Raw genomic sequence first — 24541 nt, 5'->3', positions numbered from 1 at the left:
CTTAGCCGCCGATGAGGGGGGACTCCGGAAACGGTGTCCCCCCTCCGTGTGAGGACACCTGATGTATCACCTCTTCTTCCGCCTGGTCTTCCGGCGGATGGACCCCGAGCAGGCCCACCACCTCGCCTTCCGCTGGATCCGCCTCGCCGTCCGCGTCCCGGTGCTGCGCACCTTCGCCGCCGCCGCGCTCGCGCCCCGCTTCAAGGAGCTGCGCACCGAGGCGTTCGGGCTGCGCATGCATGGCCCCTTCGGACTGGCGGCCGGCTTCGACAAGAACGCCGTCGCGATCGACGGGATGTCGATGCTGGGCTTCGACCACGTCGAGATCGGCACGGTCACCGGTGAGCCGCAGCCGGGCAACCCCAGGAAGCGGCTGTTCCGGCTCGTCGCGGACCGCGCGCTCATCAACCGCATGGGCTTCAACAACGACGGCTCGCTCGCCGTGGCGGCCCGCCTGGCCACCCGCCGGCCGGTCTTCGGGACCGTCGTCGGCGTCAACATCGGCAAGACCAAGCTCGTCCCGGAGGCGGAGGCCGTCGGCGACTACGTGAAGTCCGCCGAGCGGCTCGCGCCGTACGCGGACTACCTGGTCGTCAACGTCTCCTCGCCCAACACACCCGGCCTGCGCAGTCTCCAGGCGGTCGACCACCTGCGCCCGCTGCTCAGCGCCGTGCGCGAGGCCGCCGACCGCACGGTCGCGAACCGGCGCGTCCCGCTGCTGGTGAAGATCGCCCCGGACCTGGCCGACGAGGACGTCGACGCGGTCGCCGACCTCGCCGTGGAGCTGGGCCTGGACGGCATCATCGCCACCAACACCACCATCGCCCGGGAGGGCCTCGGTCTGCGGTCCGCCCCCGCGCTGGTGAAGGAGACCGGCGGCCTGTCCGGGGCCCCGCTCAAGGCGCGCTCACTGGAGGTCCTGCGCCGCCTGTACGCGCGCGTGGGCGACCGGATCACCCTGGTGGGGGTCGGCGGCATCGAGACCGCAGAGGACGCCTGGCAGCGCATCCTGGCCGGTGCCACGCTGGTCCAGGGCTACAGCGCCTTCATCTACGAGGGCCCCTTCTGGTGCCGGTCCATCCACAAGGGCCTCGCCGCCCGTCTGCGCACCAGCCCGTACGCCACCCTCGCCGACGCGGTCGGCGCCGATGTGAGGAAGCCCGCATGAGCCCGTTGGAGCCCTTCGGCGCCCGGCTGCGCCGCGCCATGGACGAGCGCGGCCCGCTGTGCGTCGGCATCGACCCGCACTCCTCCCTGCTCGCCGAGTGGGGCCTGGACGACGACGTGGCCGGCCTGGAGCGGTTCAGCCGTACGGTCGTCGAGGCCATGGCCGACCGGGTCGCCGTGCTGAAGCCGCAGAGCGCCTTCTTCGAGCGGTTCGGCTCGCGCGGCCTCGCCGTCCTGGAGAACTCGGTCCAGGAGGCGCGCGCGGCCGGTGCCCTGGTCGTGATGGACGCCAAGCGCGGCGACATCGGCTCGACGATGGCCGCCTACGCCGAGTCCTTCCTGCACCCGGACGCCCCCCTGTTCTCCGACGCCCTGACCGTCTCGCCGTACCTCGGCTACGGCTCGCTCAGCCCGGCCGTCGCCCTGGCCCGGGAGAGCGGCACCGGTCTGTTCGTGCTGGCGCTGACCTCGAACCCGGAGGGCGGCGAGGTGCAGCACGCGGTCCGCGCGGACGGCAGAACCATCGGCGCGACCATGCTGGCCCACCTGGCGGCCGAGAACGCCGGGGAGGAGCCGCTGGGCTCCTTCGGCGCGGTGGTCGGCGCCACGCTCGGCGACCTGTCCTCGTACGACCTGGACATCGACGGGCCGCTCCTCGCCCCCGGCATCGGCGCCCAGGGCGCGACCCCGGCCGATCTCCCCGGGGTCTTCGGCGCGGCCGTCCGCAATGTCGTGCCCAACGTCAGCCGGGGTGTTCTGCGTCACGGTCCCGACGTCGGCGCGCTGCGGAGGGCGGCCGAGCGGTTCGCGACGGAGATCCGGGAGGCCGTCGGCGCGGCCTGAGTCCCCTGCCGAGTGCTCGGCTGAGCGGTATCGCGCCGACTTGAGCATGAATACATTCTCAAATCGAGGGCAGTATGTCTGAAATGTCCGGCCTGACGGAGGCTGACCAGGACTTTTCCGCTGTTCTCGCTGACTCTGGCGGACTTGCCCGCTAGTCTCCGAGCAGTGGGGGCACCTCCCTCGCCCCTCAGGCAGTGGGGGAGAACGGGCAGCGTGTTGCTCGTAGCTCCCCAGGTGTGGGGCGACTAGGTTCCTCACCGGTCCGTATCCGACAGTTCGACATCCGAGGTGACGTAGGCGTGGCTCTTCCGCCCCTTACCCCTGAACAGCGCGCAGCCGCGCTCGAAAAGGCCGCCGCGGCTCGCCGGGAGCGGGCCGAGGTCAAGAATCGACTCAAGCACTCCGGCGCCTCCCTGCACGAGGTCATCAAGCAGGGCCAGGAAAACGACGTCATCGGCAAGATGAAGGTCTCCGCCCTGCTGGAGTCCCTGCCGGGCGTGGGCAAGGTCCGCGCCAAGCAGATCATGGAGCGTCTGGGCATCTCCGAGAGCCGCCGTGTGCGTGGTCTCGGGTCCAACCAGATCGCTTCCCTGGAGCGTGAGTTCGGCAGCACCGGCTCCTGAGTCCGCCTCCCGGGCGGACAGGGGAGTCCCGGGCACTCCGGGATTGCTGGAATAATCGCTGCATGGCAGTAACACTCCGGGGGACGACCCCCGAACCCCCGGACGCACGTCCGCGGCTGACCGTGCTCTCCGGCCCCTCCGGGGTCGGCAAGAGCACGGTCGTCGCCCATATGCGCAAGCAGCACCCCGAGGTCTGGCTCTCGGTCTCGGCGACCACCCGCAAGCCGCGCCCCGGTGAGCAGCACGGAGTCCACTACTTCTTCGTCACCGACGAGGAGATGGACAAGCTGATCGCCAACGGCGAGCTGCTGGAGTGGGCCGAGTTCGCCGGCAACCGTTACGGCACGCCCCGCGCGGCCGTGCTGGAGCGGCTGGAGAACGGCGAGCCCGTCCTGCTGGAGATCGACCTCCAGGGCGCCCGGCAGGTCCGCGAGTCCATGTCCGACGCCCAGCTGGTGTTCCTGGCTCCGCCCTCGTGGGAGGAGCTGGTGCGCAGGCTGACCGGCCGGGGGACCGAGCCGCCCGAGGTCATCGAGCGCCGCCTGGCGGCGGCGCGGACCGAGCTGGCGGCCGAGCCGGAGTTCGATACCACCCTGGTCAACACCTCCGTCGAGGACGTGGCCCGCGAGCTGCTAGCCTTGATGGACGTTGTGTGATCGTGACTGTGATCACGATTTCTGATTCTTACCCATCCATCGGAAGGTAGAGCGTGTCCTCTTCCATCACCGCGCCCGAGGGCATCATCAACCCGCCGATCGACGAGCTCCTCGAGGCGACCGACTCGAAGTACAGCCTCGTGATCTACGCGGCCAAGCGTGCCCGCCAGATCAACGCGTACTACTCGCAGCTCGGTGAGGGCCTCCTTGAGTACGTCGGTCCGCTCGTCGACACCCACGTGCACGAGAAGCCGCTCTCGATCGCCCTGCGCGAGATCAACGCCGGTCTGCTGACCTCAGAGGCCGTCGAGGGCCCGGCGCAGTAGTACTTTTCGATTGCGGTTGACTTAGCCACAGGCCCGGCAGTCACTTCTCCCAGCCAACGCCGGGGGATCTGCTGCCGGGCCTGTGGTGTGTCATGGAGCCGTACGCTCGCGTCGTACGTTGTCGAGTCCGGGGAGACACGGTGGACAAGCCGAGGGTCGTGCTGGGGGTCAGCGGTGGCATCGCCGCCTACAAGGCATGTGAGCTGCTGAGAAGGTTCACGGAGTCGGGGCACGACGTCCGGGTGGTGCCCACCGCCTCCGCGCTGCACTTCGTCGGCGCCGCCACCTGGTCCGCGCTGTCCGGCAATCCGGTCGCCACCGAGGTCTGGGACGACGTCCACGAGGTCCCGCACGTCCGCATCGGCCAGCACGCCGACCTGGTGGTCGTGGCCCCGGCCACCGCCGACATGCTCGCCAAGGCCGCCCACGGGCTGGCCGACGACCTGCTGACCAACACGCTCCTCACCGCCCGCTGTCCGGTGGTCTTCGCCCCGGCGATGCACACCGAGATGTGGGAGCACCCGGCCACCCAGGAGAACGTGGCCACGCTGCGCCGCCGCGGCGCCGTCGTCGTAGAGCCCGCCGTCGGGCGTCTCACCGGCGTCGACACCGGCAAGGGGCGGCTGCCCGACCCCACGGAGATCTTCGAGGTCTGCCGCCGGGTGCTGACCCGTGGCGCCACGGAGCCCGACCTGGCGGGGCGGCACGTCGTCGTCTCCGCGGGCGGCACCCGCGAGCCGCTCGACCCGGTCCGTTTCCTCGGCAACCGCTCCTCCGGCAAGCAGGGCTACGCCCTCGCCCGGACCGCCGCCGCCCGGGGCGCCCGTGTGACCCTCGTCTCGGCCAACACCACCCTGCCCGACCCCGCGGGCGTGGATGTCGTCCGGGCCGGGACCGCCGTGCAGCTGCGCGAAGCCGTCCTGAAGGCCGCGGCGGACGCCGACGCCGTGGTCATGGCCGCCGCCGTCGCCGACTTCCGCCCGGCCGCCTACGCCGCCGGGAAGATCAAGAAGAAGGACGGTCAGGACCCCGACCCCATCGTCCTGGTGCGAAATCCAGACATCCTCGCGGAGCTTTCCGCCGATCGGTCCCGGCCCGGACAGGTGATCGTGGGCTTCGCCGCCGAGACCGACGACGTCCTCGCCAACGGCCGCGCCAAGCTCGCCCGCAAGGGCTGCGACCTGCTCGTGATCAACGAGGTGGGGGAGCGCAAGACCTTCGGCTCCGAGGAGAACGAGGCCGTCGTGCTGGGCACCGACGGCAGCGAGACCCCGGTGCCGCACGGCCCCAAGGAGGCACTCGCCGACACCGTCTGGGACCTGGTCGTGGAGCGACTGGGCTGACGTCCGGCGTGCGACCGGGCGGACTCGACGTCAGGCCGGACCCGGCTCAAATCGGGTGTGGCGGCTCTGGCCAAGGCCGCTCGCCATTGTGCAGAATGCCCGTGCCGCAGGTGACAGCGCTCCCGAGAGGCGAGACGGTGGCCCGTCGGCCGAGTGCGACCGATAAACTGTTCGCGGTCGACGTCGGGGGCAGCCCCCGTGTCCTCCGCAAATGATCAGCCAGCAGCCGCTGCAACCACAGGGAGCGTTGTGTCCCGTCGCCTGTTCACCTCGGAGTCCGTGACCGAGGGTCACCCCGACAAGATCGCTGACCAGATCAGCGACACCATTCTCGACGCGCTTCTGCGCGAGGACCCGACCTCCCGGGTCGCGGTCGAGACCCTGATCACCACCGGCCTGGTCCACGTGGCCGGCGAGGTCACGACCAAGACCTACGCGGACATCGCGACCCTCGTCCGCGGCAAGATCCTCGAGATCGGCTACGACTCCTCCAAGAAGGGCTTCGACGGCGCCTCCTGCGGCGTGTCGGTGTCCATCGGCGCGCAGTCCCCGGACATCGCGCAGGGCGTGGACGCGGCCTACGAGGCCCGGGTCGAGGGTGACGAGGACGAGCTGGACCGGCAGGGCGCGGGCGACCAGGGCCTGATGTTCGGCTACGCGTCCGACGAGACGCCGACCCTGATGCCGCTGCCGATCTTCCTGGCGCACCGCCTGTCCAAGCGCCTCTCCGAGGTCCGCAAGAACGGCACCATCCCCTACCTGCGCCCGGACGGCAAGACGCAGGTCACCATCGAGTACGACGGCGACAAGGCCATCCGCCTGGACACGGTGGTCGTCTCCTCGCAGCACGCCTCCGACATCGACCTGGAGTCGCTGCTCGCCCCCGACATCCGCGAGTTCGTCGTGGAGCCGGAGCTGAAGGCGCTCCTGGACGAGGGCATCAAGCTGGACACCGAGGGCTACCGCCTGCTGGTCAACCCGACCGGCCGCTTCGAGATCGGCGGCCCGATGGGCGACGCCGGCCTGACCGGCCGCAAGATCATCATCGACACCTACGGCGGCATGGCCCGTCACGGCGGCGGCGCCTTCTCCGGCAAGGACCCGTCCAAGGTGGACCGCTCGGCGGCGTACGCGATGCGCTGGGTCGCCAAGAACGTCGTGGCGGCCGGCCTGGCCTCCCGCTGCGAGGTCCAGGTCGCCTACGCGATCGGCAAGGCCGAGCCGGTCGGCCTGTTCGTGGAGACCTTCGGCACCGCCAAGGTCGACGCCGAGAAGATCGAGAGGGCGATCGACGAGGTCTTCGACCTCCGCCCGGCCGCGATCATCCGCGACCTCGACCTGCTCCGCCCGATCTACGCCCAGACCGCGGCGTACGGCCACTTCGGCCGTGAGCTGCCCGACTTCACCTGGGAGCGCACGGACCGCGTGGACGCCCTGCGCGCCGCCGTGGGCCTGTAAGCCCCGCACCTCTTTCTCGCCGAGGCCCGGCTTCCCCTCCGGGGTGCCGGGCCTCGGCGTGTCCGGGGCGGCCGGCCGGCGCCGGGCGGAACCGGCCGCCACACGTCCCGGGCCGGGTCGCAGGGGGCGCAGGTTCGGTGGGTGCCGGGTGACTGGCGGCGTTGTCAGTCACGTTTGGTAAGAATGCAAGCGTGAGCAGCGAGAACGGGGCGCCCCGGGGAGAAGGGGACGGCGGGGCCGAGGAGGCGCCGCCGGAGCAGCTCGCGCTCATCCGGGAGAGCGTGCGCAAGGCCAAGGTGCCCCGCGCCAAGCCGCGGACCTGGCGGGGCGCCGCGCTCGCCAAGGAGCTGCCCGTCGCGCGGGTGCTGGTCGACAAGGGTGTCCTGCACCTCGACCGGTACTTCGACTACGCCGTGCCCGAGGAGCTGGACGCGGAGGCGCAGCCCGGCGTGCGGGTGCGGGTGCGGTTCGGGGCCGGGCGGCACCGGGTGCGCGAGGGGCGCCGGGAGGGCGGCGGTCTCATCGACGGCTTCCTCGTCGAGCGGCTGGCCGACTCCGACTACTCCGGACCACTGGCCGCGCTCGCCCAGGTCGTGTCGCCGGAGCGGGTGCTGAGCGAGGAACTGCTCGGTCTCGCCCGGGCCGTCGCCGACCGGTATGCGGGCAGCCTCGCCGACGTGCTGCAGCTGGCCGTCCCGCCGCGCAACGCGCGCGCCGAGCGGCGGCCGTCCCCCGAGCCGCTGCCCCCGCCGAGGGCGCCGGAACCCGGTTCCTGGACGCGGTACGAGCACGGGGGTGCCTTCCTCGACGCGCTGGCCTCCGACGGGACGCCCCGAGCCGTGTGGAACGCGCTGCCCGGACCCCTGTGGAGCGAGGAGCTGGCCCGGGCCGTCGCCGCCACTCTCGCCTCCGGGCGCGGCGCCCTCGTCGTCGTACCGGACGGACGGGCCGCCGCGCGCGTGGACGCCGCGCTGACCGCGCTGCTCGGCACCGGCCGGCACGCGCTGCTCACCGCCGACGCGGGCCCCGAGAAGCGGTACGCGCAGTGGCTGGCGGTGCGGCGCGGTTCCGTGCGTGCCGTCGTCGGGACGCGGGCGGCGATGTTCGCACCCGTACAGGATCTGGGGCTCGTCGCCGTCTGGGACGACGGGGACGACAGCCACAGCGAGCAGCACGCCCCGCAGCCGCACACCCGCGATGTGCTCCTGCTGCGGGCCGCACTGGACAAGTGCGCCTTTCTGCTGGGCAGTTGGGGCTGCACCGTGGAGGCCGCCCAGCTCGTCGAGAGCGGCTGGGCCCGGCCGCTGGTCGCCGGGCGGGAGCAGGTGCGCCGCACCGCGCCCCTCGTCCGGACGGTCGGGGACGACGACCTCGCGCGCGACGAGGCCGCCCGCGCCGCCCGGCTGCCCACGCTCGCCTGGCAGGCGGCCCGCGAGGGGCTGCGGCACGGTCCCGTGCTGGTGCAGGTGCCCCGGCGCGGTTACGCCCCGCGGATGGCCTGCGCCCAGTGCCGGGCGCCCGCCCGGTGCCGGCACTGTTCCGGCCCCCTCGAAGGGCAGGACGGGGGCGCCCTGCGCTGCGGGTGGTGCGGGCGGGAGGAGAGCGCCTGGCACTGCCCTGAGTGCGGAGGTTTCCGGCTCCGCGCCCAGGTCGTCGGCGCGCGCCGCACCGCCGAGGAGCTGGGGCGGGCCTTCCCCGCCGTACCGGTGCGCACCTCGGGGCGCGAGCACGTGCTGGACACCGTCCCCGACACGCCCGCGCTGGTCGTCAGCACCCCGGGTGCCGAACCGGTGGCCGAGGGCGGATACGCGGCGGCCCTGCTGCTGGACGGCTGGGCCATGGTCGTACGACCCGACCTGCGGGCCGGCGAGGACGCGCTGCGCCGGTGGATCGCGGCCGGTGCGCTGGTACGGCCCCAGACCGAGGGAGGGACCGTGGTCGTGGTGGCCGAGCCGACCCTGCGGCCCGTGCAGGCCCTCGTGCGCTGGGACCCCGTGGGGCATGCCGTGCGGGAGCTGGCCGAGCGGGCCGAGCTGGGTTTCCCGCCGGTGTCCCGGATGGCGGCCGTGTCCGGTCCGCCGGCGGCCGTGGCCGAGTTCCTGGCCGCGGCCGAACTGCCGCCGGACGCCGAGGTGCTGGGGCCGGTACCGCTGCCGCCCCCGCCGCCCGGCCGGCCGCGCAGGCCCGGCGCGCCCCCGCCCGGCGAGCACTGGGAGCGGGCACTCGTCCGGGTGCCGCCGGGCAGCGGCGCGGGGCTGGCGGCCGCACTGAAGGCCGCGCAGGCCGCGCGCATGGCCCGGGGGAGCGGTGAGGCGGTGCGGGTCCGGATCGACCCGCCGGACATCGGCTGAGACGTCCCTGCCGAAGGGGCCCCGCACTGCTGTCGCCGCCGGGTATCGGTGGAAAAGTGGCTGTCGAGCGGGCCCGCCGCTCGCCGGGCGTCCGCTTGAGACGTCGCTGTCGAGGGCGCCCGTCACCCGCCCGGTCCCGGTTGAGACGTCGCGGGGGCCCGCCGCCCGCCGGGCGTCGGCTGAGACGTCGTGGTCGAGGGTGCCCCGCACTGCTGTCGCCGCCGGGAATTGCCCTGGGGCGTCCTCTCCGGAGACAGCCGCTTTCATGGGTGCCCCGGCATACGGCTGCCCTCCCGGAGGCAGCCCGGGAGGGCGGCACGGAACGGAGCGGCGCGGAACGGGGTGGGGAACAGAGCGAACAGGGCCGGTGCCGTCAGCCGTTGCGCGGACCGGGAAAGGCCGCCGGCCAGGCGTCGTCGCGCAGTGTCGGGCTGCCCGCGGTCGGCTGGGTGGGCATGGAGCGGGCCGCGGGCACCGTCGGCACCGTGGGCAGTGTCGTGGTCACGTTGAGCGTGCGGGTGCCGGTCGGCTCCGGCGCGCGCTCCGCCTCGGCGGCGGCCTGGGTCGCGGCGCGGCGGGCGCCGTACCGGCGGTGCACCGCCTGCTTGGTGACCCCGAGCGCCGAGCCCACCGCGTCCCACGAGAAGCCGAGTGAGCGGTCGAAGTCCACGGCGGCCGTGACCAGGGTTTCGACGCTGTCCCGGAGTTCCTGGGCGAGGCGCACCGTCGGGGCGGGGGCACGTCCGTAGACGACGAAGCCCGTGGACGGGCCGGAGCGGCGCGGACGGTAGACGTTGCCCAACTGGGCGGTGAGCGTACGCAGCGCGTCCACCTGCCGGCGGACCCGCTCGATGTCCCGCACCAGCAAGTGCAGGCTGGCCCGGGCCTGGGCGTCGTGGGTTGCGTGGTCGGCCATGAACAAGCCTCTCGAACCGGCGTTGAAAGGAATCGGGCCGCGTAGGCGGCCCTGTGTGGTCAACTCTTTCTTGACCAACGCGTGTGCGCTCCGCTGGTCACGGGGTGGGGGCGTACGGGCATATGCGTACGCCGCCCGCCCGCCCCCGCGCCGCCCGTGGTCATAGACTGGTGCGCTGCTCGCCCGCCCCCGCCCGAGAGGCCCGATCCCGCCCATGAAGCTCGTCTTCGCCGGTACCCCCGAGGTCGCCGTTCCCGCTCTGGACGCTCTGCTCGCCTCCGGGCGGCACGAGGTGGCCGCCGTCGTCACGCGGCCCGACGCGCCGGCCGGGCGCGGACGCAGGCTGGTCGCGTCGCCCGTGGCCGAGCGGGCGGAGGAGGCCGGCATCGAGGTGCTCAAGCCTCTGAAGCCGCGGGACCCGGAGTTCCAGGAGCGGCTCAGGCAGATCGCCCCGGACTGCTGCCCGGTCGTCGCCTACGGCGCCCTGCTGCCGAAGTCCGCCCTGGACATCCCGGCCCACGGCTGGGTCAACCTGCACTTCTCGCTGCTGCCCGCCTGGCGCGGCGCCGCGCCCGTGCAGCACTCCATCATGGCGGGCGACGAGATCACGGGCGCCTCCACCTTCCTCATCGAGGAAGGACTCGACTCCGGGCCCGTCTACGGGACCGTGACCGAGCGGATCCGCCCCACCGACACCAGCGGTGACCTGCTGACCCGGCTCGCCTTCGCCGGGGCAGGGCTGCTCGCCGCGACCATGGACGGCATCGAGGACGGCACCCTGAAGGCCGTACCGCAGCCCGCCGAGGGCATCACCGTGGCGCCGAAGATCACGGTCGAGGACGCCCAGGTGGACTGGGCCACGCCCGCGCTGCACGTCGACCGGGTCGTGCGCGGCTGCACTCCGGCGCCCGGCGCCTGGACCACCTTCCGCGGTGAGCGGCTCAAGCTCATCCAGGTCACGCCGGTGCCCGAGCGGACGGACCTGGCTCCGGGCCGGCTCGCCGTGGGGAAGAACAGCGTGCACGTGGGCACCGGTTCGTACGCCGTCGAGCTGCTGTGGGTGCAGGCCCAGGGCAAGAAGCCGATGCGCGCCGCCGACTGGGCACGCGGGACGCGCATCACGGAGGGCGAGACGCTCGGCGGCTGACGCCCGCACGACGGCGCCGCCGACGCACCGTGCGGCGGCGGGGCCGGTGTCTCGACGGTGGGGTCACTGACGCGCCGACCCGGACGGGGGCGAAGGCCGGTGACTCGACGGCGCGGTCACCGACGCGCCGGCCCCGACCGCGGCGGTGGCCGGTGTCTCGACGGTGGGTCCACTGGAGCGCCGGCCCCGGCGGTGGCGGTGTCCCGACGGCGGCCCGCCGGCGCGCCGGATCCCGGTGCCGGCCGGTGCCCCGGGCGGCGGGGGCGATGGCGCGCCGACGTAGGCTGGAGGCGCATCCTCATTCTTCACACCCGGAGCACCTTTTTCGTGAGCGAGCCCTCCCGGCGGCCCCGCAAGCCCGCCAAGCCCTACCGCCGTCCCCAGAAGGACCCCGTCCGCTTCCTGGCCTTCGAGGCGCTGCGCGCGGTGGACGAGCGGGACGCGTACGCCAACCTCGTGCTGCCCCCGCTGCTGCGGAAGGCCCGCGAGAAGGGCGACTTCGACGCCAGGGACGCCGCCCTCGCCACGGAGCTGGTCTACGGCACGCTGCGCCGGCAGGGCACGTACGACGCCGTCATCGCCGCCTGTGTCGACCGGCCGCTGCGCGAGGTCGACCCGCCGGTACTGGACGTGCTGAGCCTGGGCGCGCACCAGTTGCTCGGTACGCGCATCCCGACGCACGCCGCCGTCTCCGCGTCCGTCGAGCTGGCGCGGGTGGTGCTCGGCGACGGACGGGCCAAGTTCGTCAACGCCGTGCTCCGCAAGATCGCGCAGGACGACCTCCAGGGCTGGATCGAGAAGGTCGCGCCGCCCTACGACGAGGATCCCGAGGACAACCTGGCCGTCGTGCACTCGCATCCGCGCTGGGTCGTCTCCGCGCTCTGGGACTCCCTGGGCGGCGGCCGGGCAGGCATCGAGGAGCTGCTGGCGGCGGACAACGAGCGGCCCGAGGTGACGCTCGTCGCCCGGCCCGGACGGGCCACCACCGACGAACTGCTCCGCGAGGACGCCGCCGTACCGGGCCGTTGGTCGCCGTACGCCGTGCGGCTCACCGAGGGCGGTGAGCCGGGCGCGGTCGAGGCCGTGCGCGAGGGGCGGGCCGGCGTGCAGGACGAGGGCAGCCAGCTGGTCGCCCTCGCGCTGGCGAACGCCCCGCTGGACGGGCCGGACGAGAAGTGGCTCGACGGGTGCGCCGGGCCGGGTGGCAAGGCCGCGCTGCTGGCCGCTCTCGCCGCCGAGCGCGGGGCCGCGCTGCTCGCCTCCGAGAAGCAGCCGCACCGGGCGGGACTGGTGGCCAGGGCACTGCACGGCAACCCCGGGCCGTACCAGGTCATCGCCGCAGACGGGACCCGGCCGCCGTGGCGGCCGGGCAGCTTCGACCGGGTGCTGATGGACGTGCCGTGCACCGGGCTCGGCGCGCTGCGCCGGCGCCCCGAGGCCCGCTGGCGGCGGCGCCCCGAGGACCTGGACGACTTCGCTCCCCTCCAGCGCGGGCTCCTGGGCACCGCGCTGGACTCGGTACGGGTCGGCGGTGTCGTCGGGTACGCGACGTGCTCCCCGCACCTGGCCGAGACCCGGGCGGTGGTGGCCGACGTGCTCAAGCAGCGCCCCGAGGCCGAGCTGATCGACGCCCGCCCGCTGCTGCCCGGCGTGCCCGCGCTGGGCGAGGGGCCGGATGTGCAGCTGTGGCCGCATGTGCACGGCACGGACGCGATGTACCTGGCCCTGATCCGGCGTACCGGCTGACCGGGCGGCGGCGGGCGGCGGTGCCCGCAGGTGATGGGCACATCGTCCGACCAATGGGATGAACGGCCTTGGCTGCGGACCGTTGCGAACATCAGTGCCCCGGGCATGGCAGGCTTGGGTCATGGCCGTGCAGATCAACCCCAGCATTTTGTCCGCCGACTTCGCCCGCCTCGCGGAGGAGGCCAAGGCGGTGCAAGGCGCCGACTGGCTCCATGTCGACGTCATGGACAACCACTTCGTCCCGAACCTCACGCTCGGCGTGCCGGTCGTGGAGTCCCTGGCCCGTGCGACGGACACCCCGCTGGACTGCCATCTGATGATCGAGGACCCCGACCGGTGGGCGCCTCAGTACGTGGAGGCGGGGGCGTCGTCGGTCACCTTCCATGTGGAGGCCGCCGCAGCCCCGGTGCGGCTCGCCCGGGAGATCCGCGCCAAGGGCGCTCGCGCCTCGATGGCGCTCAAGCCCGCCACGCCGATCGAGCCGTACGAGGACCTGCTGCCGGAACTCGACATGCTGCTGATCATGACGGTCGAGCCCGGCTTCGGCGGCCAGGCGTTCCTCGACATCATGCTGCCGAAGATCCGCCGTACCCGGGAGCTGATCGGCAAGCACGGTCTTCAGCTGTGGCTGCAGGTCGACGGAGGTGTCTCGGCCTCGACGATCGAGCGGTGCGCGGACGCGGGAGCGGACGTGTTCGTCGCCGGCTCGGCCGTCTACGGCGCGCAGGACCCGGCCGAGGCGGTGCGTGCCCTGCGGGCCCAGGCGGAGAAGGCCACCGCCCAGGCGTCCTGGGCATGCGACCACTGAGCCACGGCGAAGTGAACGCTTGAATGAACGGCGCCCATCAGGGCGGATCAGTCGCCCCGAATCTGCAAGGATGAACGGCGAATCCAGAGTGTGAACAGCAGTGAGGAGATCGCCGTGTCGGGTATGTCGGCGGGCCGGTCAGCCATGCGGATGGGACCCGCTGAGCTGGTGCAGGCGGCGGCCATGGCCCGCCGCTTCTACCTCGAGGGCAAATCCAAGATCCAGATCGCCGAGGAGTTCGGCGTCAGCCGCTTCAAGGTGGCCCGGGTCCTGGAGACGGCCCTCGAACGGGATCTCGTACGCATCGAGATCCGTGTGCCGGCCGAGCTGGACGCCGAGCGCTCCGACGCGCTCCGCGCCCGGTACGGCCTGAGGCACGCCGTCGTGGTGGAGTCCCCGGCCGAGGCCGAGGAGACCCCCGACCCGGAGAACCTCGGCGAGGTCGCCGCCGACCTGCTCGGCGAGCTGGTCAACGAGGGGGATGTGCTCGGACTGGCCTGGGGCCGGTCCACCATTCACATGGCGGCGGCGCTCGACCGGCTGCCGCCGTGCACGGTGGTGCAGCTGACCGGCGTGTACGACGCCGGGACCGCCGAGCGCGGCTCGGTGGAGGCGGTCCGCCGGGCCGCCCAGGTGTCGGGTGGGGACGCGCACCCGATCTACGCGCCGATGCTGCTGCCGGACGAGGCGACCGCGGCGGCGCTGCGCCACCAGACCGGTATCGCCCGGGCCTTCGAGTACTTCGACAAGGTCACGGTCGCGTGTGTCTCCATCGGCTCCTGGGAGCCGGGCATCTCGACCGTGCACGACATGCTCAGCGACGAGGAGCGCGCGCACTACGCCTCGCTCGGTGTCGCCGCCGAGATGTCGGCGCACCTCTTCGACGCCGACGGGCGCCGGATCGGACGCGACCTGGGGGAGCGGTGCATCACGGTCAAGACCGACCAGCTGCGCCGTATCCCGGAGGTCGTGGCCATCGCGGGCGGGCAGCGCAAGGCGTCCGCGATCGACGCGGTGCTGCGTTCCGGGCTGGTCACCAGCCTGGTGACGGACACCTCGGCCGCCGACTACCTGATGACGTCGGGTCCGACGCCGAAGCCGGCGCTCAGCCGCGCGGACCCGGACGGGGTCTGACCGCGGGTCGCGGCACCGTCGTGACGGGACGGCCGTGGCAGCATCGGTGGCATGCTGCTGCGGTTCGTCCTCCGTGTCCCGCCCGGACCGTCCGTGTCCCGTGCGCTCGTAGGACTGCTGGTCTGTCTCTGTGTCCTGCTGACGGGATGCTCGTCCGGCACGGGCACCGCTCCCGCCCCCGGCGGGTCCGCCCCGGCGTGGGCCAAGGGCATGGGCACCGTCCGGGAGACCCGGCTGCCCGCCGAGGCGCGCCGCACGCTCACCCTCATCGACCGGGGCGGCCCGTACCCGTACGCCAGGGACGGGGTCGTCTTCGGGAACCTCGAGGGGCGTCTGCCCGAGCACCGGCGCGGCTACTACCACGAGTACACCGTCCGGACGCCCGGATCGCGCGACCGCGGGGCCCGGCGCATCGTCACCGGACAGGGTGGCGAGACCTACTACACCGATGATCACTACGAATCGTTCCGGGCGGTGCTGAGATGACGGAAGACCTGGGCGGCCGGTACACCGTCACCCTGGACCTGGACGGCGTCACGGGCAAGGCGGCGCTGATGGAGCGCGTCTCCGGGGCGCTGGCGCTGCCCGACTGGTTCGGCCGGAACTGGGACGCGCTGGCCGATTCCCTCGCCGATCACACGGTCTGGCCCGAGGGCGCGGTGGAGCGGGGCCTGCTGATCGTCGTACGGCGCTGGCGGCCGTACGCCGAGACGCGGCCGGACGAGTGGCGGACCGCCGAGGAGGTCTTCGCCGAGGCGGTGGACCGGACCCCCGCCCTCACCGTGGTCCTCGCCCTTGGAGGATCATCCTAGGTGATCGACTGCCACCCTGGAGGTTCTGTCAGGGCCGGGCACCGGCGGCGACATGGGAGAATGAAGTACGTGCTCTTTCCCCCTGGCACACCTGTCCGGGGGTCACCTCTGATCGACTGGGATGTGCGGCACGTGCGTTTCCTCAATGACCTCCAGCCCCCGTACGACCTGACGTACGACGACGTGTTCATGGTGCCGAGCCGCTCCGCGGTGGGCTCGCGTCAGGGCGTGGACCTCAGCTCGCCGGACGGCACGGGCACCACCATCCCGCTCGTCGTCGCCAACATGACCGCCATCGCCGGCCGCCGCATGGCCGAGACGATGGCCCGCCGCGGCGGCCTCGTGGTCATCCCGCAGGACATCCCGATCGACGTCGTCACCGACGTGGTCTCCTGGGTGAAGAGCCGCCATCTGGTGCTGGACACCCCGATCGTGCTGGCCCCGCACCAGACCGTCGCCGACGCCCTGGCGCTGCTGCCCAAGCGGGCGCACAACGCCGGTGTGGTCGTGGACGAGAACCAGCGGCCCGTCGGTGTCGTCACCGACGCCGACCTCTCCGGCGTCGACCGCTTCACCCAGCTCGAAGTGGTCATGTCCAAGGACCTGCTCCTGCTGGACGCCGACATCGACCCGCGCGAGGCGTTCAACACCCTCGACCAGCACAACCGCCGCTACGCCCCGGCCGTCGACAAGGACGGCAAGCTCGCCGGCATCCTGACCCGCAAGGGCGCCCTGCGCGCCACGCTGTACACCCCGGCCGTCGACGCCCAGGGCAAGCTGCGGATCGCCGCCGCCGTCGGCATCAACGGCGATGTGGCGGGCAAGGCCAAGCAGCTGCTCGACGCGGGCGTGGACACGCTCGTCATCGACACCGCGCACGGCCACCAGGAGTCGATGATCAGCGCCATCAAGCTGGTGCGCGCCCTCGACCCGCAGGTGCCGATCGCCGCGGGCAACATCGTCTCCGCCGAGGGCGTCAAGGACCTCATCGACGCCGGCGCGGACATCATCAAGGTCGGTGTCGGACCCGGTGCCATGTGCACCACCCGCATGATGACCGGCGTGGGCCGCCCGCAGTTCTCCGCCGTCCTCGAGTGCGCCGCCGAGGCGAAGAAGTACGGCAAGCACGTGTGGGCCGACGGCGGCGTGCGGCACCCGCGTGACGTGGCGATGGCCCTCGCCGCCGGTGCGTCCAACGTGATGGTCGGCTCGTGGTTCGCCGGGACGTACGAGTCGCCGGGCGACCTCCAGCACGACGCCCAGGGGCGCGCCTACAAGGAGTCCTTCGGCATGGCGTCCGCGCGTGCGGTGGCCAACCGCACGTCGGAGGAGTCGGCGTACGACCGCGCCCGCAAGGCGCTGTTCGAGGAGGGCATCTCCACCTCCCGCATGTTCCTCGACCCGACCCGCCCGGGCGTCGAGGACCTGATCGACTCGATCATCGCGGGCGTGCGCTCCTCCTGCACCTACGCCGGTGCCGGCTCCCTGGAGGAGTTCGCCGAGAAGGCGATCGTCGGCATCCAGAGCGCCGCCGGCTACGCCGAGGGCAAGCCGCTGCACGCCAGCTGGAGCTGACCCTCACGTCGCGCCCGTACGGCCCCCGTTGTTCCCGCACCCGGGAAGAACGGGGGCCGTCGGCGTACCGCGGGCCGGAGGTCCGCGCCGAGCCGGGCCCGCGCGGATCCCGGGGGGTGCGGTGAAGGGCCCGAAAAGGACCGGCAAGCGCCCGTGGCAGGGTCCTGTGAGGGTCGTGTGCAACGGTCGAAAGCCCGGGCGCAACGATTTGTCATTCGGGCCCGATGAACGCAATGATCATGCGGGGATGCGCAAGGTTGCTGCATTACGCCCGTGAAGGCCCGCCTCATAGGGTGCTGCGCTAGTACGTGGTGTGGCGGGGACCCCGCTCGGTGGGTTCCTGCCCTCGCAGGTCCACCGGTCCCCCTCCACATGGGCCGGCGGTCATGCCGGTCCACGACCACAACCGACCGGCAGCGATAGGAGCCAGCGCGTGCTCGACCAAGGCGCACCCCCGCACAACCAGATACCGGCCGCCCCCGCGTCCCCGGGCGTCGCCGCGCGCCTGATGCGTCGCAAGCCCGTGGAACACCTGGTCGCCGAGGGCGGCCAGGGCGAGGGAGGGCAGCTTCGGCGCTCTCTCGGGCTGTGGCAGCTGACCATGATCAGCATTGGTGCCACGCTCGGCACCGGTATCTTCGTCGTCCTCGGTGACGCTGTGCCGGAGGCCGGCCCCGCGGTCACCCTGGCCTTCGTGATCGCCGGTCTCACGGCGCTGTTCTCGGCCCTGTCGTACGCCGAACTGGCGGGCAGCATCCCCGTCGCCGGCTCCTCCTACTCATATGCGTACGCAACGCTGGGCGAGCTGGTGGCCTGGGTCTGCGGCTGGTGCCTCGTGCTGGAGTACGGCGTGTCGGTGGCCGCCGTCGCGGTCGGCTGGGGCGAGTACCTGAACGAGCTGCTCGACGGCACCATCGGAGTCACGATCCCCGCCGCCCTGTCCTCGGCGCCGGGCGAGGGCGGCATCATCAACCTGCCCGCCCTGATCGTCGTCCTGCTGGCGATGGTGTTCCTGCTCGGTGGTGCGCGGGAGTCCGCCCGCGCCAACACGATCATGGTCTGCGTGAAGATCGCCGCCCTCGTGCTGTTCTGCACGGTCGGCTTCATGGGCTTCAAGTCGGGCAACTACCGCGACTTCATGCCGCTCGGCATGTCGGGCGTCAGCGCCGCCGGTGCCACGCTGTTCTTCTCGTACATCGGCTTCGACGCCGCCTCGACCGCCGGCGAGGAGGCGAAGAACCCCAAGCGGGACCTGCCGCGGGCGATCATGCTCTCGCTGATCATCGTGACCGCGCTGTACGTGCTCGTCGCTGGCGTCGCCGTCGGCGCCTGGAACTGGAAGAAGTTCGACGGCTCGGAGGCCACCCTCGCCGCGATCATGGACGACGTCACCGGCCAGACCTTCTGGGGCACCCTGCTGGCGCTGGGCGCGGTCATCTCCATCGCGAGCGTGGTCCTCACCGTGCTCTACGGCCAGACCCGCATCCTCTTCGCGATGTCCCGCGACGGCCTGGTGCCCAAGGCGCTCGGCAAGGTCCACCAGAAGACCGGCGCCCCCCGCCTCAACACGGTGATCGTGTCCCTCTTCTGCGGTGTGCTCGCCGCCCTCATCCCGCTGGGCAAGCTCGTCGACGCCACCAGCATCGGCACGCTGTTCGCCTTCGGCCTGGTCAACATCGCGGTGGTCGTGCTGCGGTACCGGCGCCCGGAGCTGGAGCGCACGTTCAAGGTGCCGTTCGGCCCGGTCCTGCCCGTGCTGGGCTTCCTGTTCTGCGCGTACAACATGTTCAGCCTCGACACCGTCACCTGGGTCGTCTTCGGATGCTGGATGGCCGCCGGGCTCGTGTTCTACTTCCTCTACGGCCATCGCCGTTCCCGTCTCGCGACCGGTGAGGACCTCGCGGTGACGGCAGAGAAGTGACCGGACCGAAGAAGTGAACCACCCCCAGTGCTGAACGATCTCGACGAACGCATCGTGCACGCCCTCGCCGAGGACGCCCGCCGCTCCTACGCGGACATCGGGCAGATGGTCGGCCTGTCCGCGCCCGCGGTGAAGCGGCGCGTGGACCGGCTGCGGGCCACCGGAGCCATCACCGGATTCACCGTCCGGGTGGATCCGGCGGCGCTCGGCTGGGAGACCGAGGGATACATCGAGATCTACTGCCGGCGCAACACCTCGCCGGACACCATCCAGCGGGGTCTTGAGCGGTACCAGGAGGTCGTGGCCGCGTCGACCGTCACCGGCGACGCGGACGCGATCGCCCAGGTCTACGCCTCCGACATGCGTCACTTCGAGCGGGTGCTGGAGCGGATCGCGGGCGAGCCGTTCGTGGAGCGGACCAAGTCCGTGCTGGTGCTGTCCCCGCTGCTGCGGCGCTTCTCCTCCGGGGCGCCGGGGTAAGGGACGCAGCCCGGCTCGGGACGCCGTGCGGTGTGCCGGCTGCGGGTCCGTCGTGGTTTCTCGCGCAGTTCCCCGCGCCCCTTCGGGGGGCTTGGGTCAGGGCGCCGTGTGGTGTGCCGGGTGCGGGTCCGTCGTGGTTTCTCGCGCAGTTCCCCGCGCCCCTTCGGGGGGCTTGGGTCAGGGCGCCGTGCGGTGTGCCGGGTGCGGGTCCGTCGTGGTTTCTCGCGCAGTTCCCCGCGCCCCTTCGGGGCGCTGCGGCTGAGCGCCCCGAAGGGGCGCGGGGAACTGCGCGGTCAGCCACATGCGGCCGGCACCCGGCGGACCACAGGGCGCCCCGAGTTCTATTCCGCGGTCTTGCGCGCCAGCGGATTGTTGCCGATCGAGTTGTGCACACTGAAGCTCACCGCGTCCGAGCGGTAGCGGTCGTCCGACCACTCCACCGGGCGGCCCTCGGGCGTCGTGGTCACCCGGCGCACCCGCAGCAGCGGACTCGTCCGGCGCACCCCGAGCAGCTCGGCGTCCAGCGCACCGCAGGCGACCGCGTCGATGACATGCTCGCCGTACGCGAAGACCAGGCCCGTCATGTCGTACAGGCGCTGGGTGACGGACGGGCAGTCGGACTCGATGGACTCCACCGCCGGGGCGATCCAGTCGGCGTACACCGTACGTTCCAGCAGCACCGGCTCGCCGTCCAGGCCGCGGACTCGCAGGACGTGCAACACCGGTGTGCCCGCGGCCAGTTGGAGGCGTACCGCGTCCTCGGCAGTCGCCGGGCGGTGCTCCTGGGACACCACATGGCCGGTGGCCTCGCGACCCATGGCGCGGGCCCACTGGGCGAAGCTGCGCAGTTCCGCGAAGCTCTGGCTGCGGCGGCTGGCGAGCACGACCCGTCGGGCGCCCTGGCGGGAGCCGATGAGCCCCTCGGCGGTCAGGGCCGCGACGGCCTGGCGGACCGTGCCGCGTGAGACGCCGTAGTGCGCGGCCAGCTCCGACTCCGAGGGCAGCCGGCTGCCGACCGTGTACTCCTCGCGGTCGATCGCGCGCCGCAGCTCGCCGGCGATCTCCTCGTGTCGCGCCGTCATGCTTCCCCTCTGCGTAGGCGACTGTGCACAGCGTGACCAGCGTAATCCACGTCCCCGGGTGATCCGTGTCAACCGGAAGTGTGCAGGGAAACAGGGGCCTGCGTTTCGCCGCCGTTCATGAACGGGACACCGGGACCGGGCGTACTGAGGCCAACTTGTTCAGACAAGTTCTCCCTCCCGCATCATGTGTCCCCCTGGAGAGACCGTGACCGTGTCCCCGAGAAACGCCGTCCTCGGCGGTTCCCTCGCCGTCGTCGCCGCGCTCGCGCTGAGCGCCTGTGGTGCCGCTCCCGACAACGCGTCGGCCACCACCAACGGCGGAAAGAGCGCCGCCACCGCGACGTCGGCCGCCGACCTCGGCGGTCTCGACGCCCTGGTCGAGGCGGCCAAGAAGGAGGGCACGCTGCACGCGATCGCGCTGCCGCGTGACTGGGCCGACTACGGCGCCCTCATCGACGGTTTCCAGAAGAAGTACGGCATCAAGATCGAGGTGGAGAGCCCCGACGGCTCCAGCCAGGACGAGATCAACGCCGTCACCTCCCGCAAGGGCCAGGACCGCGCCCCCGACGTGCTCGACCTCGGCAGCTCGTTCGCGCTGAGCGCCGCCCGGCAGGGCCTCCTCGCGCCCTACAAGGTGGCCGCCTTCGCCGACATCCCCGAGGGCCAGAAGGACCCGCGGGCCCGCTGGTACAACGACTACGGCGGCTACATCTCCATCGGCTGCGACGCCGAGCGGGTGAAGACCTGCCCGTCCAGCTTCAAGGACCTCCTCAAGCCGCAGTACAAGGGCCAGGTCGCCCTCAACGGCAACCCGACCAAGTCCGGCTCCGCCTTCGGCGGCGTCTACGCGGCGGCCCTCGCGAACGGCGGCTCCTTCGACGACATCCAGCCCGGCCTCGACTTCTTCGCCGAGCTGAAGAAGAACGGCAACTACACGCCGGTCGAGTCCACCCCGGCCACCGTCGAGAAGGGCGAGACGCCGATCTCGATCGACTGGGACTACCTGAACGCCGGCTACGCCGACGAGTTCAAGTCCAAGGGCGTCGACTGGAAGGTCGCCATCCCGGCCGACGGCAAGTACGCCCAGTACTACTCCCAGGCCATCAACAAGGATGCCTCGCACCCGGCCGCCGCCCGCCTGTGGCAGGAGTACCTCTACAGCGCCGAGGGCCAGAACCTGTGGCTCAAGGGCTACGCCCGCCCGGCCCTGATGACCGCCATGGACAAGGCCGGCACCCTGGACAAGACCGCCGCCGGCAAGCTTCCGAAGGTCACCGGCACCCCCGCCTTCCCGAGCGAGGACCAGCAGAGCAAGGCCAAGACGGTCCTCGCGCAGGGCTGGGGGAAGGCCGTCTCCGGATGACCGCCGCCCTCACGCGCGCGGACGTGGCGCCCGTCGCTTCGGCGAAGCGGCGGCGCCGCGCCCCCGGCTGGCTGGCCGTGGTGCCGCTGCTGGTGTTCACGGCGATCGCCTTCGGGCTGCCCGCCGCGGCCATCGTGGACGGCGCCGTCACGGTCAAGGACGCCACCACGGGCGCCACCTCGTACACCGGCGCCAATCTGACGACCTCGCTCCAGGGGCCGTACCTCACCGCGCTGCTCGGCAGCGTCAAGCTGTCCGCGGTCTCCGCCGTGCTCGCCGCCCTGCTCGGACTGCCGCTCGCCCAGGCCGTGGCCGGCTCCCGCTCCCGCGCGCTGCGCGAGGCCGTGCTGACCGCCTCCGGGGTGCTCGCCAACTTCGGCGGGGTGCCGCTCGCCTTCGCCTTCGTCGCGACCCTCGGCAACGCGGGTGTCCTGACCGTGCACCTGGGCCTGCGGGACAGCGGCTGGGACCTCTACAGCTTCTGGGGTCTGGTCCTCGTCTACCTGTACTTCCTGATCCCGCTCATGGTCCTCACCATCACCCCCGCGCTGGACGGTCTGCGCACCCAGTGGCGGGAGGCCGCGCTGAACAACGGCGCCACCGGTGTCCAGTACTGGCGGCACGTGGCCCTGCCCGTGCTCGCGCCGTCCCTGCTCGGCGGTCTGGTCCTGCTCTTCGGCAGCGCCTTCGCCGCCTACGCGACCGCCGCCGCCATGGTCGGCAGCGCCGTTCCGCTGGTCACCCTCCAGATCGCCGACGCCCTGTCCGGCAACGTGCTGGTCGGCCAGGAGAACGTCGCCCTCGCGCTCAGCCTCGACATGGTCCTCGTGGCCGGTCTGGTGATGGCCGTGTACCTGCCCCTGCAACGCCGGAGTGCCCGATGGCTCGACGCCTGACCCTGTGGCGGTGGGTCGTCCTCGGCCTCGCCGCCCTGTACTTCCTGGTGCCGCTCGCCGCCTCCGTGATCTTCACCATCGACGTGCCCGGCCAGGGCATCACCCTCGACGCCTACGGCGAGATCCTCTCCACCGAAGGGTTCGTCCCCAGCCTGCTGCTCTCGCTGGAGCTGGCCGTGGCCACCATCGCGATCGTGCTGCTGCTGATGGTGCCCGCCGTGGTCGCGCTCAGGCTGGGCGCGCCCCGGATGCGGCCCCTGGTGGAGGTGGTGTGCTCGCTGCCGCTGGTGGTGCCGCCGATCGCCTTCGTCGCCGGCATCGTCAACGTCCTGAAGTGGGGCCCGGAGCACCTGTCGCGGACCCCGCTGTTCCAGACGTTCGTGGCGATCCAGGACGAGAACTTCCCCGTCGTGCTCGTCCTGGCGTACGTCGTGATGGCCCTGCCCTTCGTCCACCGCGCCCTGGACGCGGGACTGCGCGCCGTCGACGTGCGCACCCTCGTCGAGGCCGCCCGCAGCTGCGGTGCCTCCTGGCCGCAGGCACTCGTCCGGGCCGTGCTGCCCAACCTGCGCGGCGCCCTGCTGAACGCGGCCTTCCTCACGCTGGCCCTGGTCCTCGGCGAGTTCACCGTCGCCCAGCTGCTCGGTTTCCGGCCCTTCGCCGTGTGGATCTACACCATCGGCGGCTCGCAGGCCCAGATGTCCGTCGCCGTCTCCGTGCTCAGCCTGCTTGTCACCTGGGCCCTGCTCCTCGCGCTCGCCGGTGCCGGCGGACGTGCCCGAACCGCTTCCTCCCGGGGATGACTCCATGACCGCCACCACGCTCGAGAAGGCCACCCACCGAAAGGCCGCGACCGCCGAGTTCCGTTCACTGCGACGGGAGTTCGGTTCCACCGTCGCGCTCGACGGCCTCGACCTGACCGTCCGCCCGGGCGAGTTCCTGGCTCTGCTCGGCCCCTCCGGCTGCGGCAAGACCACCGCGCTGCGCATGCTCGCCGGGTTCGAACACCCCGACTCCGGCGCCGTACTGGTGGACGGCGAGGACGTCACGCACGTCCCCGCCCACCGCCGCGACGCCGGCATGGTCTTCCAGTCGTACAGCCTCTTCCCGCACCTGAACGCCGTCGACAACGTCGCCTTCGGGCTGCGCATGCGCAAGGTTCGTACGGCCGAACGCCGCTCCCGGGCGGCCGAGTTGCTGGAACTGGTCGGCCTTGGCGACAAGGGCGAGCGGTATCCGCACCAGCTCTCCGGCGGACAGCAGCAGCGCATCGCGCTGGCCCGCGCCCTCGCCCTGCGCCCGCGCGTGCTCCTGCTCGACGAGCCGCTGTCCGCGCTGGACGCCAAGGTCCGGCTCACCCTGCGCGAGGAGATCCGCAGGCTCCAGCAGGAACTGGGCATCACCACCCTGTTCGTGACCCACGATCAGGAGGAGGCGCTGTCCGTCGCCGACCGGGTCGCCGTGATGCGCGCCGGCCGCCTCGAACAGTGCGCCGAACCGGCCGAGCTGTACGGCCGCCCCGCCACCGCCTTCGTCGCCGAGTTCGTCGGCACCATGAGCCGGATCCCGGGCACGCTGAAGGACGGCACGGTCGAGGTGCTCGGACAGCGGCTGCCGGCCGACGGCGAGGTGCCGGACGGGACCGTGGACGTGCTGGTGCGGCCCGAGGCCGTCCGGGTGCGCGCCGACGACCAGGGCGGCGCCCGGGTGGTCGCCACCGCCTTCCTCGGCGCGGTCGTCCGGGTCACCGTACGGCTCGCCGACGGCACCGAGGCCAAGGCCGACCTGCCCGCGCACGAGGCCGCCGGGCTCGGCGCCGGGGCGGCTGTCAGTGTGTCGCTGCCCGAGCGCCCCGTGCTGGTCGCCGAACGTATCCAGAAGTGAGGAACGAGAC

General features: G+C 72.3%; 23 protein-coding genes. 21 read left to right on the top strand and 2 right to left on the bottom strand.

The annotated features are described in order from the left end of the window. The first annotated feature begins 61 nt into the window (after nucleotides 1-61). The 8 genes from ACIGYR_RS22195 (at nucleotide 62) to ACIGYR_RS22160 (ending at nucleotide 8767) form a co-directional block, all read left to right on the top strand. Entirely contained in the window at nucleotides 62-1168 is a 1107-nt protein-coding gene (locus ACIGYR_RS22195; RefSeq protein WP_399600738.1) for a quinone-dependent dihydroorotate dehydrogenase, read from the top strand. Next, nucleotides 1165-2010 (top strand): orotidine-5'-phosphate decarboxylase, encoded by an 846-nt coding sequence (gene pyrF, locus ACIGYR_RS22190; RefSeq protein WP_399600735.1) that lies wholly within the window; start codon nucleotides 1165-1167, stop codon nucleotides 2008-2010. Before ACIGYR_RS22195 ends, pyrF begins: the two co-directional genes overlap by 4 nt. Nucleotides 2011-2309: 299 nt before the next feature. Next, nucleotides 2310-2633, top strand: a complete 324-nt coding sequence (locus ACIGYR_RS22185) for an integration host factor (RefSeq protein WP_003977346.1) — start codon at nucleotides 2310-2312, stop codon at nucleotides 2631-2633. A gap of 62 nt (nucleotides 2634-2695) precedes the next feature. Further along, nucleotides 2696-3289 carry a guanylate kinase gene (gene gmk, locus ACIGYR_RS22180; RefSeq protein ID WP_391844725.1) on the top strand — a complete coding sequence of 198 codons (594 nt, stop codon included), beginning with the start codon at nucleotides 2696-2698 and terminating at the stop codon, nucleotides 3287-3289. A gap of 53 nt (nucleotides 3290-3342) precedes the next feature. After that, nucleotides 3343-3615: a DNA-directed RNA polymerase subunit omega gene (gene rpoZ / locus ACIGYR_RS22175; RefSeq protein ID WP_003982715.1), complete on the top strand. Its 273-nt coding sequence runs from the start codon at nucleotides 3343-3345 to the stop codon at nucleotides 3613-3615. Between the two features lie 140 nt (nucleotides 3616-3755). Continuing rightward, nucleotides 3756-4958, top strand: coding sequence for a bifunctional phosphopantothenoylcysteine decarboxylase/phosphopantothenate--cysteine ligase CoaBC (gene coaBC, locus ACIGYR_RS22170; protein ID WP_391844727.1), 1203 nt, complete (start codon nucleotides 3756-3758; stop codon nucleotides 4956-4958). Between the two features lie 249 nt (nucleotides 4959-5207). Beyond that, a complete protein-coding gene (gene metK / locus ACIGYR_RS22165) occupies nucleotides 5208-6416 on the top strand; it encodes a methionine adenosyltransferase (protein WP_391844729.1) in 1209 nt (402 codons plus the stop codon). Nucleotides 6417-6607: 191 nt separating this feature from the next. Continuing rightward, nucleotides 6608-8767 (top strand): primosomal protein N', encoded by a 2160-nt coding sequence (locus ACIGYR_RS22160; RefSeq protein ID WP_399600729.1) that lies wholly within the window; start codon nucleotides 6608-6610, stop codon nucleotides 8765-8767. Nucleotides 8768-9140: 373 nt separating this feature from the next. On the opposite strand, the gene ACIGYR_RS22155 is transcribed toward ACIGYR_RS22160, so the two are convergent. Continuing rightward, nucleotides 9141-9683, bottom strand: a complete 543-nt coding sequence (locus ACIGYR_RS22155) for a hypothetical protein (protein ID WP_399600726.1) — start codon at nucleotides 9681-9683, stop codon at nucleotides 9141-9143. Nucleotides 9684-9897: 214 nt separating this feature from the next. Here ACIGYR_RS22155 and fmt point away from each other — a divergent pair, with 214 nt between their 5' ends. The 9 genes from fmt (at nucleotide 9898) to ACIGYR_RS22110 (ending at nucleotide 19306) form a co-directional block, all read left to right on the top strand. Continuing rightward, complete coding sequence (gene fmt / locus ACIGYR_RS22150) at nucleotides 9898-10830, top strand: methionyl-tRNA formyltransferase (RefSeq protein WP_399600723.1); 933 nt, start codon at nucleotides 9898-9900, stop codon at nucleotides 10828-10830. A 327-nt stretch (nucleotides 10831-11157) separates the two neighbouring features. After that, a complete protein-coding gene (locus tag ACIGYR_RS22145) occupies nucleotides 11158-12576 on the top strand; it encodes an RsmB/NOP family class I SAM-dependent RNA methyltransferase (RefSeq protein ID WP_391844736.1) in 1419 nt (472 codons plus the stop codon). Nucleotides 12577-12697: 121 nt separating this feature from the next. Beyond that, on the top strand, nucleotides 12698-13384 hold the full coding sequence (rpe, locus tag ACIGYR_RS22140; RefSeq protein ID WP_399600720.1) for a ribulose-phosphate 3-epimerase: 687 nt from the start codon (nucleotides 12698-12700) through the stop codon (nucleotides 13382-13384). A 90-nt stretch (nucleotides 13385-13474) separates the two neighbouring features. Further along, the gene (locus ACIGYR_RS22135) at nucleotides 13475-14518 is read left to right on the top strand and encodes a sugar-binding transcriptional regulator (protein ID WP_391844740.1); all 1044 of its coding nucleotides are present in this window, start codon (nucleotides 13475-13477) and stop codon (nucleotides 14516-14518) included. 51 nt (nucleotides 14519-14569) lie between these two features. Continuing rightward, nucleotides 14570-15004: a ribonuclease domain-containing protein gene (locus ACIGYR_RS22130; protein WP_391844742.1), complete on the top strand. Its 435-nt coding sequence runs from the start codon at nucleotides 14570-14572 to the stop codon at nucleotides 15002-15004. After that, a complete protein-coding gene (locus ACIGYR_RS22125; RefSeq protein ID WP_391844744.1) occupies nucleotides 15001-15330 on the top strand; it encodes a barstar family protein in 330 nt (109 codons plus the stop codon). The genes ACIGYR_RS22130 and ACIGYR_RS22125 overlap by 4 nt, the downstream gene beginning before the upstream one ends. Before the next feature lie 132 nt (nucleotides 15331-15462). Continuing rightward, nucleotides 15463-16905 (top strand): GuaB1 family IMP dehydrogenase-related protein, encoded by a 1443-nt coding sequence (locus ACIGYR_RS22120; RefSeq protein WP_391844746.1) that lies wholly within the window; start codon nucleotides 15463-15465, stop codon nucleotides 16903-16905. A 433-nt stretch (nucleotides 16906-17338) separates the two neighbouring features. Then, entirely contained in the window at nucleotides 17339-18826 is a 1488-nt protein-coding gene (locus ACIGYR_RS22115) for an amino acid permease (protein ID WP_391844748.1), read from the top strand. A gap of 27 nt (nucleotides 18827-18853) precedes the next feature. Continuing rightward, nucleotides 18854-19306, top strand: coding sequence for an Lrp/AsnC family transcriptional regulator (locus tag ACIGYR_RS22110; RefSeq protein WP_391844750.1), 453 nt, complete (start codon nucleotides 18854-18856; stop codon nucleotides 19304-19306). 341 nt (nucleotides 19307-19647) lie between these two features. Here the strand turns inward: ACIGYR_RS22110 and ACIGYR_RS22105 are convergent, their stop codons facing one another. Next, entirely contained in the window at nucleotides 19648-20388 is a 741-nt protein-coding gene (locus ACIGYR_RS22105) for a GntR family transcriptional regulator (RefSeq protein WP_399600714.1), read from the bottom strand. Between the two features lie 184 nt (nucleotides 20389-20572). Here ACIGYR_RS22105 and ACIGYR_RS22100 point away from each other — a divergent pair, with 184 nt between their 5' ends. The 4 genes from ACIGYR_RS22100 to ACIGYR_RS22085 are packed head-to-tail and all read left to right on the top strand — an operon-like array spanning nucleotide 20573 to nucleotide 24531. Further along, nucleotides 20573-21751 carry an ABC transporter substrate-binding protein gene (locus ACIGYR_RS22100; protein WP_399600711.1) on the top strand — a complete coding sequence of 393 codons (1179 nt, stop codon included), beginning with the start codon at nucleotides 20573-20575 and terminating at the stop codon, nucleotides 21749-21751. Next, the gene (locus ACIGYR_RS22095) at nucleotides 21748-22647 is read left to right on the top strand and encodes an ABC transporter permease (RefSeq protein ID WP_399600709.1); all 900 of its coding nucleotides are present in this window, start codon (nucleotides 21748-21750) and stop codon (nucleotides 22645-22647) included. The genes ACIGYR_RS22100 and ACIGYR_RS22095 overlap by 4 nt, the downstream gene beginning before the upstream one ends. Next, on the top strand, nucleotides 22632-23450 hold the full coding sequence (locus tag ACIGYR_RS22090) for an ABC transporter permease (protein ID WP_399600707.1): 819 nt from the start codon (nucleotides 22632-22634) through the stop codon (nucleotides 23448-23450). Before ACIGYR_RS22095 ends, ACIGYR_RS22090 begins: the two co-directional genes overlap by 16 nt. A 4-nt stretch (nucleotides 23451-23454) precedes the next feature. Next, on the top strand, nucleotides 23455-24531 hold the full coding sequence (locus ACIGYR_RS22085; protein ID WP_399600704.1) for an ABC transporter ATP-binding protein: 1077 nt from the start codon (nucleotides 23455-23457) through the stop codon (nucleotides 24529-24531). Nucleotides 24532-24541: the final 10 nt, after the last annotated feature.

The organism is Streptomyces sp. NPDC053076, from assembly GCF_044546845.1.
Classification (GTDB): domain Bacteria; phylum Actinomycetota; class Actinomycetes; order Streptomycetales; family Streptomycetaceae; genus Streptomyces.
Note: the sequence above shows the minus strand (reverse complement) of the source record. Positions and strands in the feature narration are given on the sequence as shown.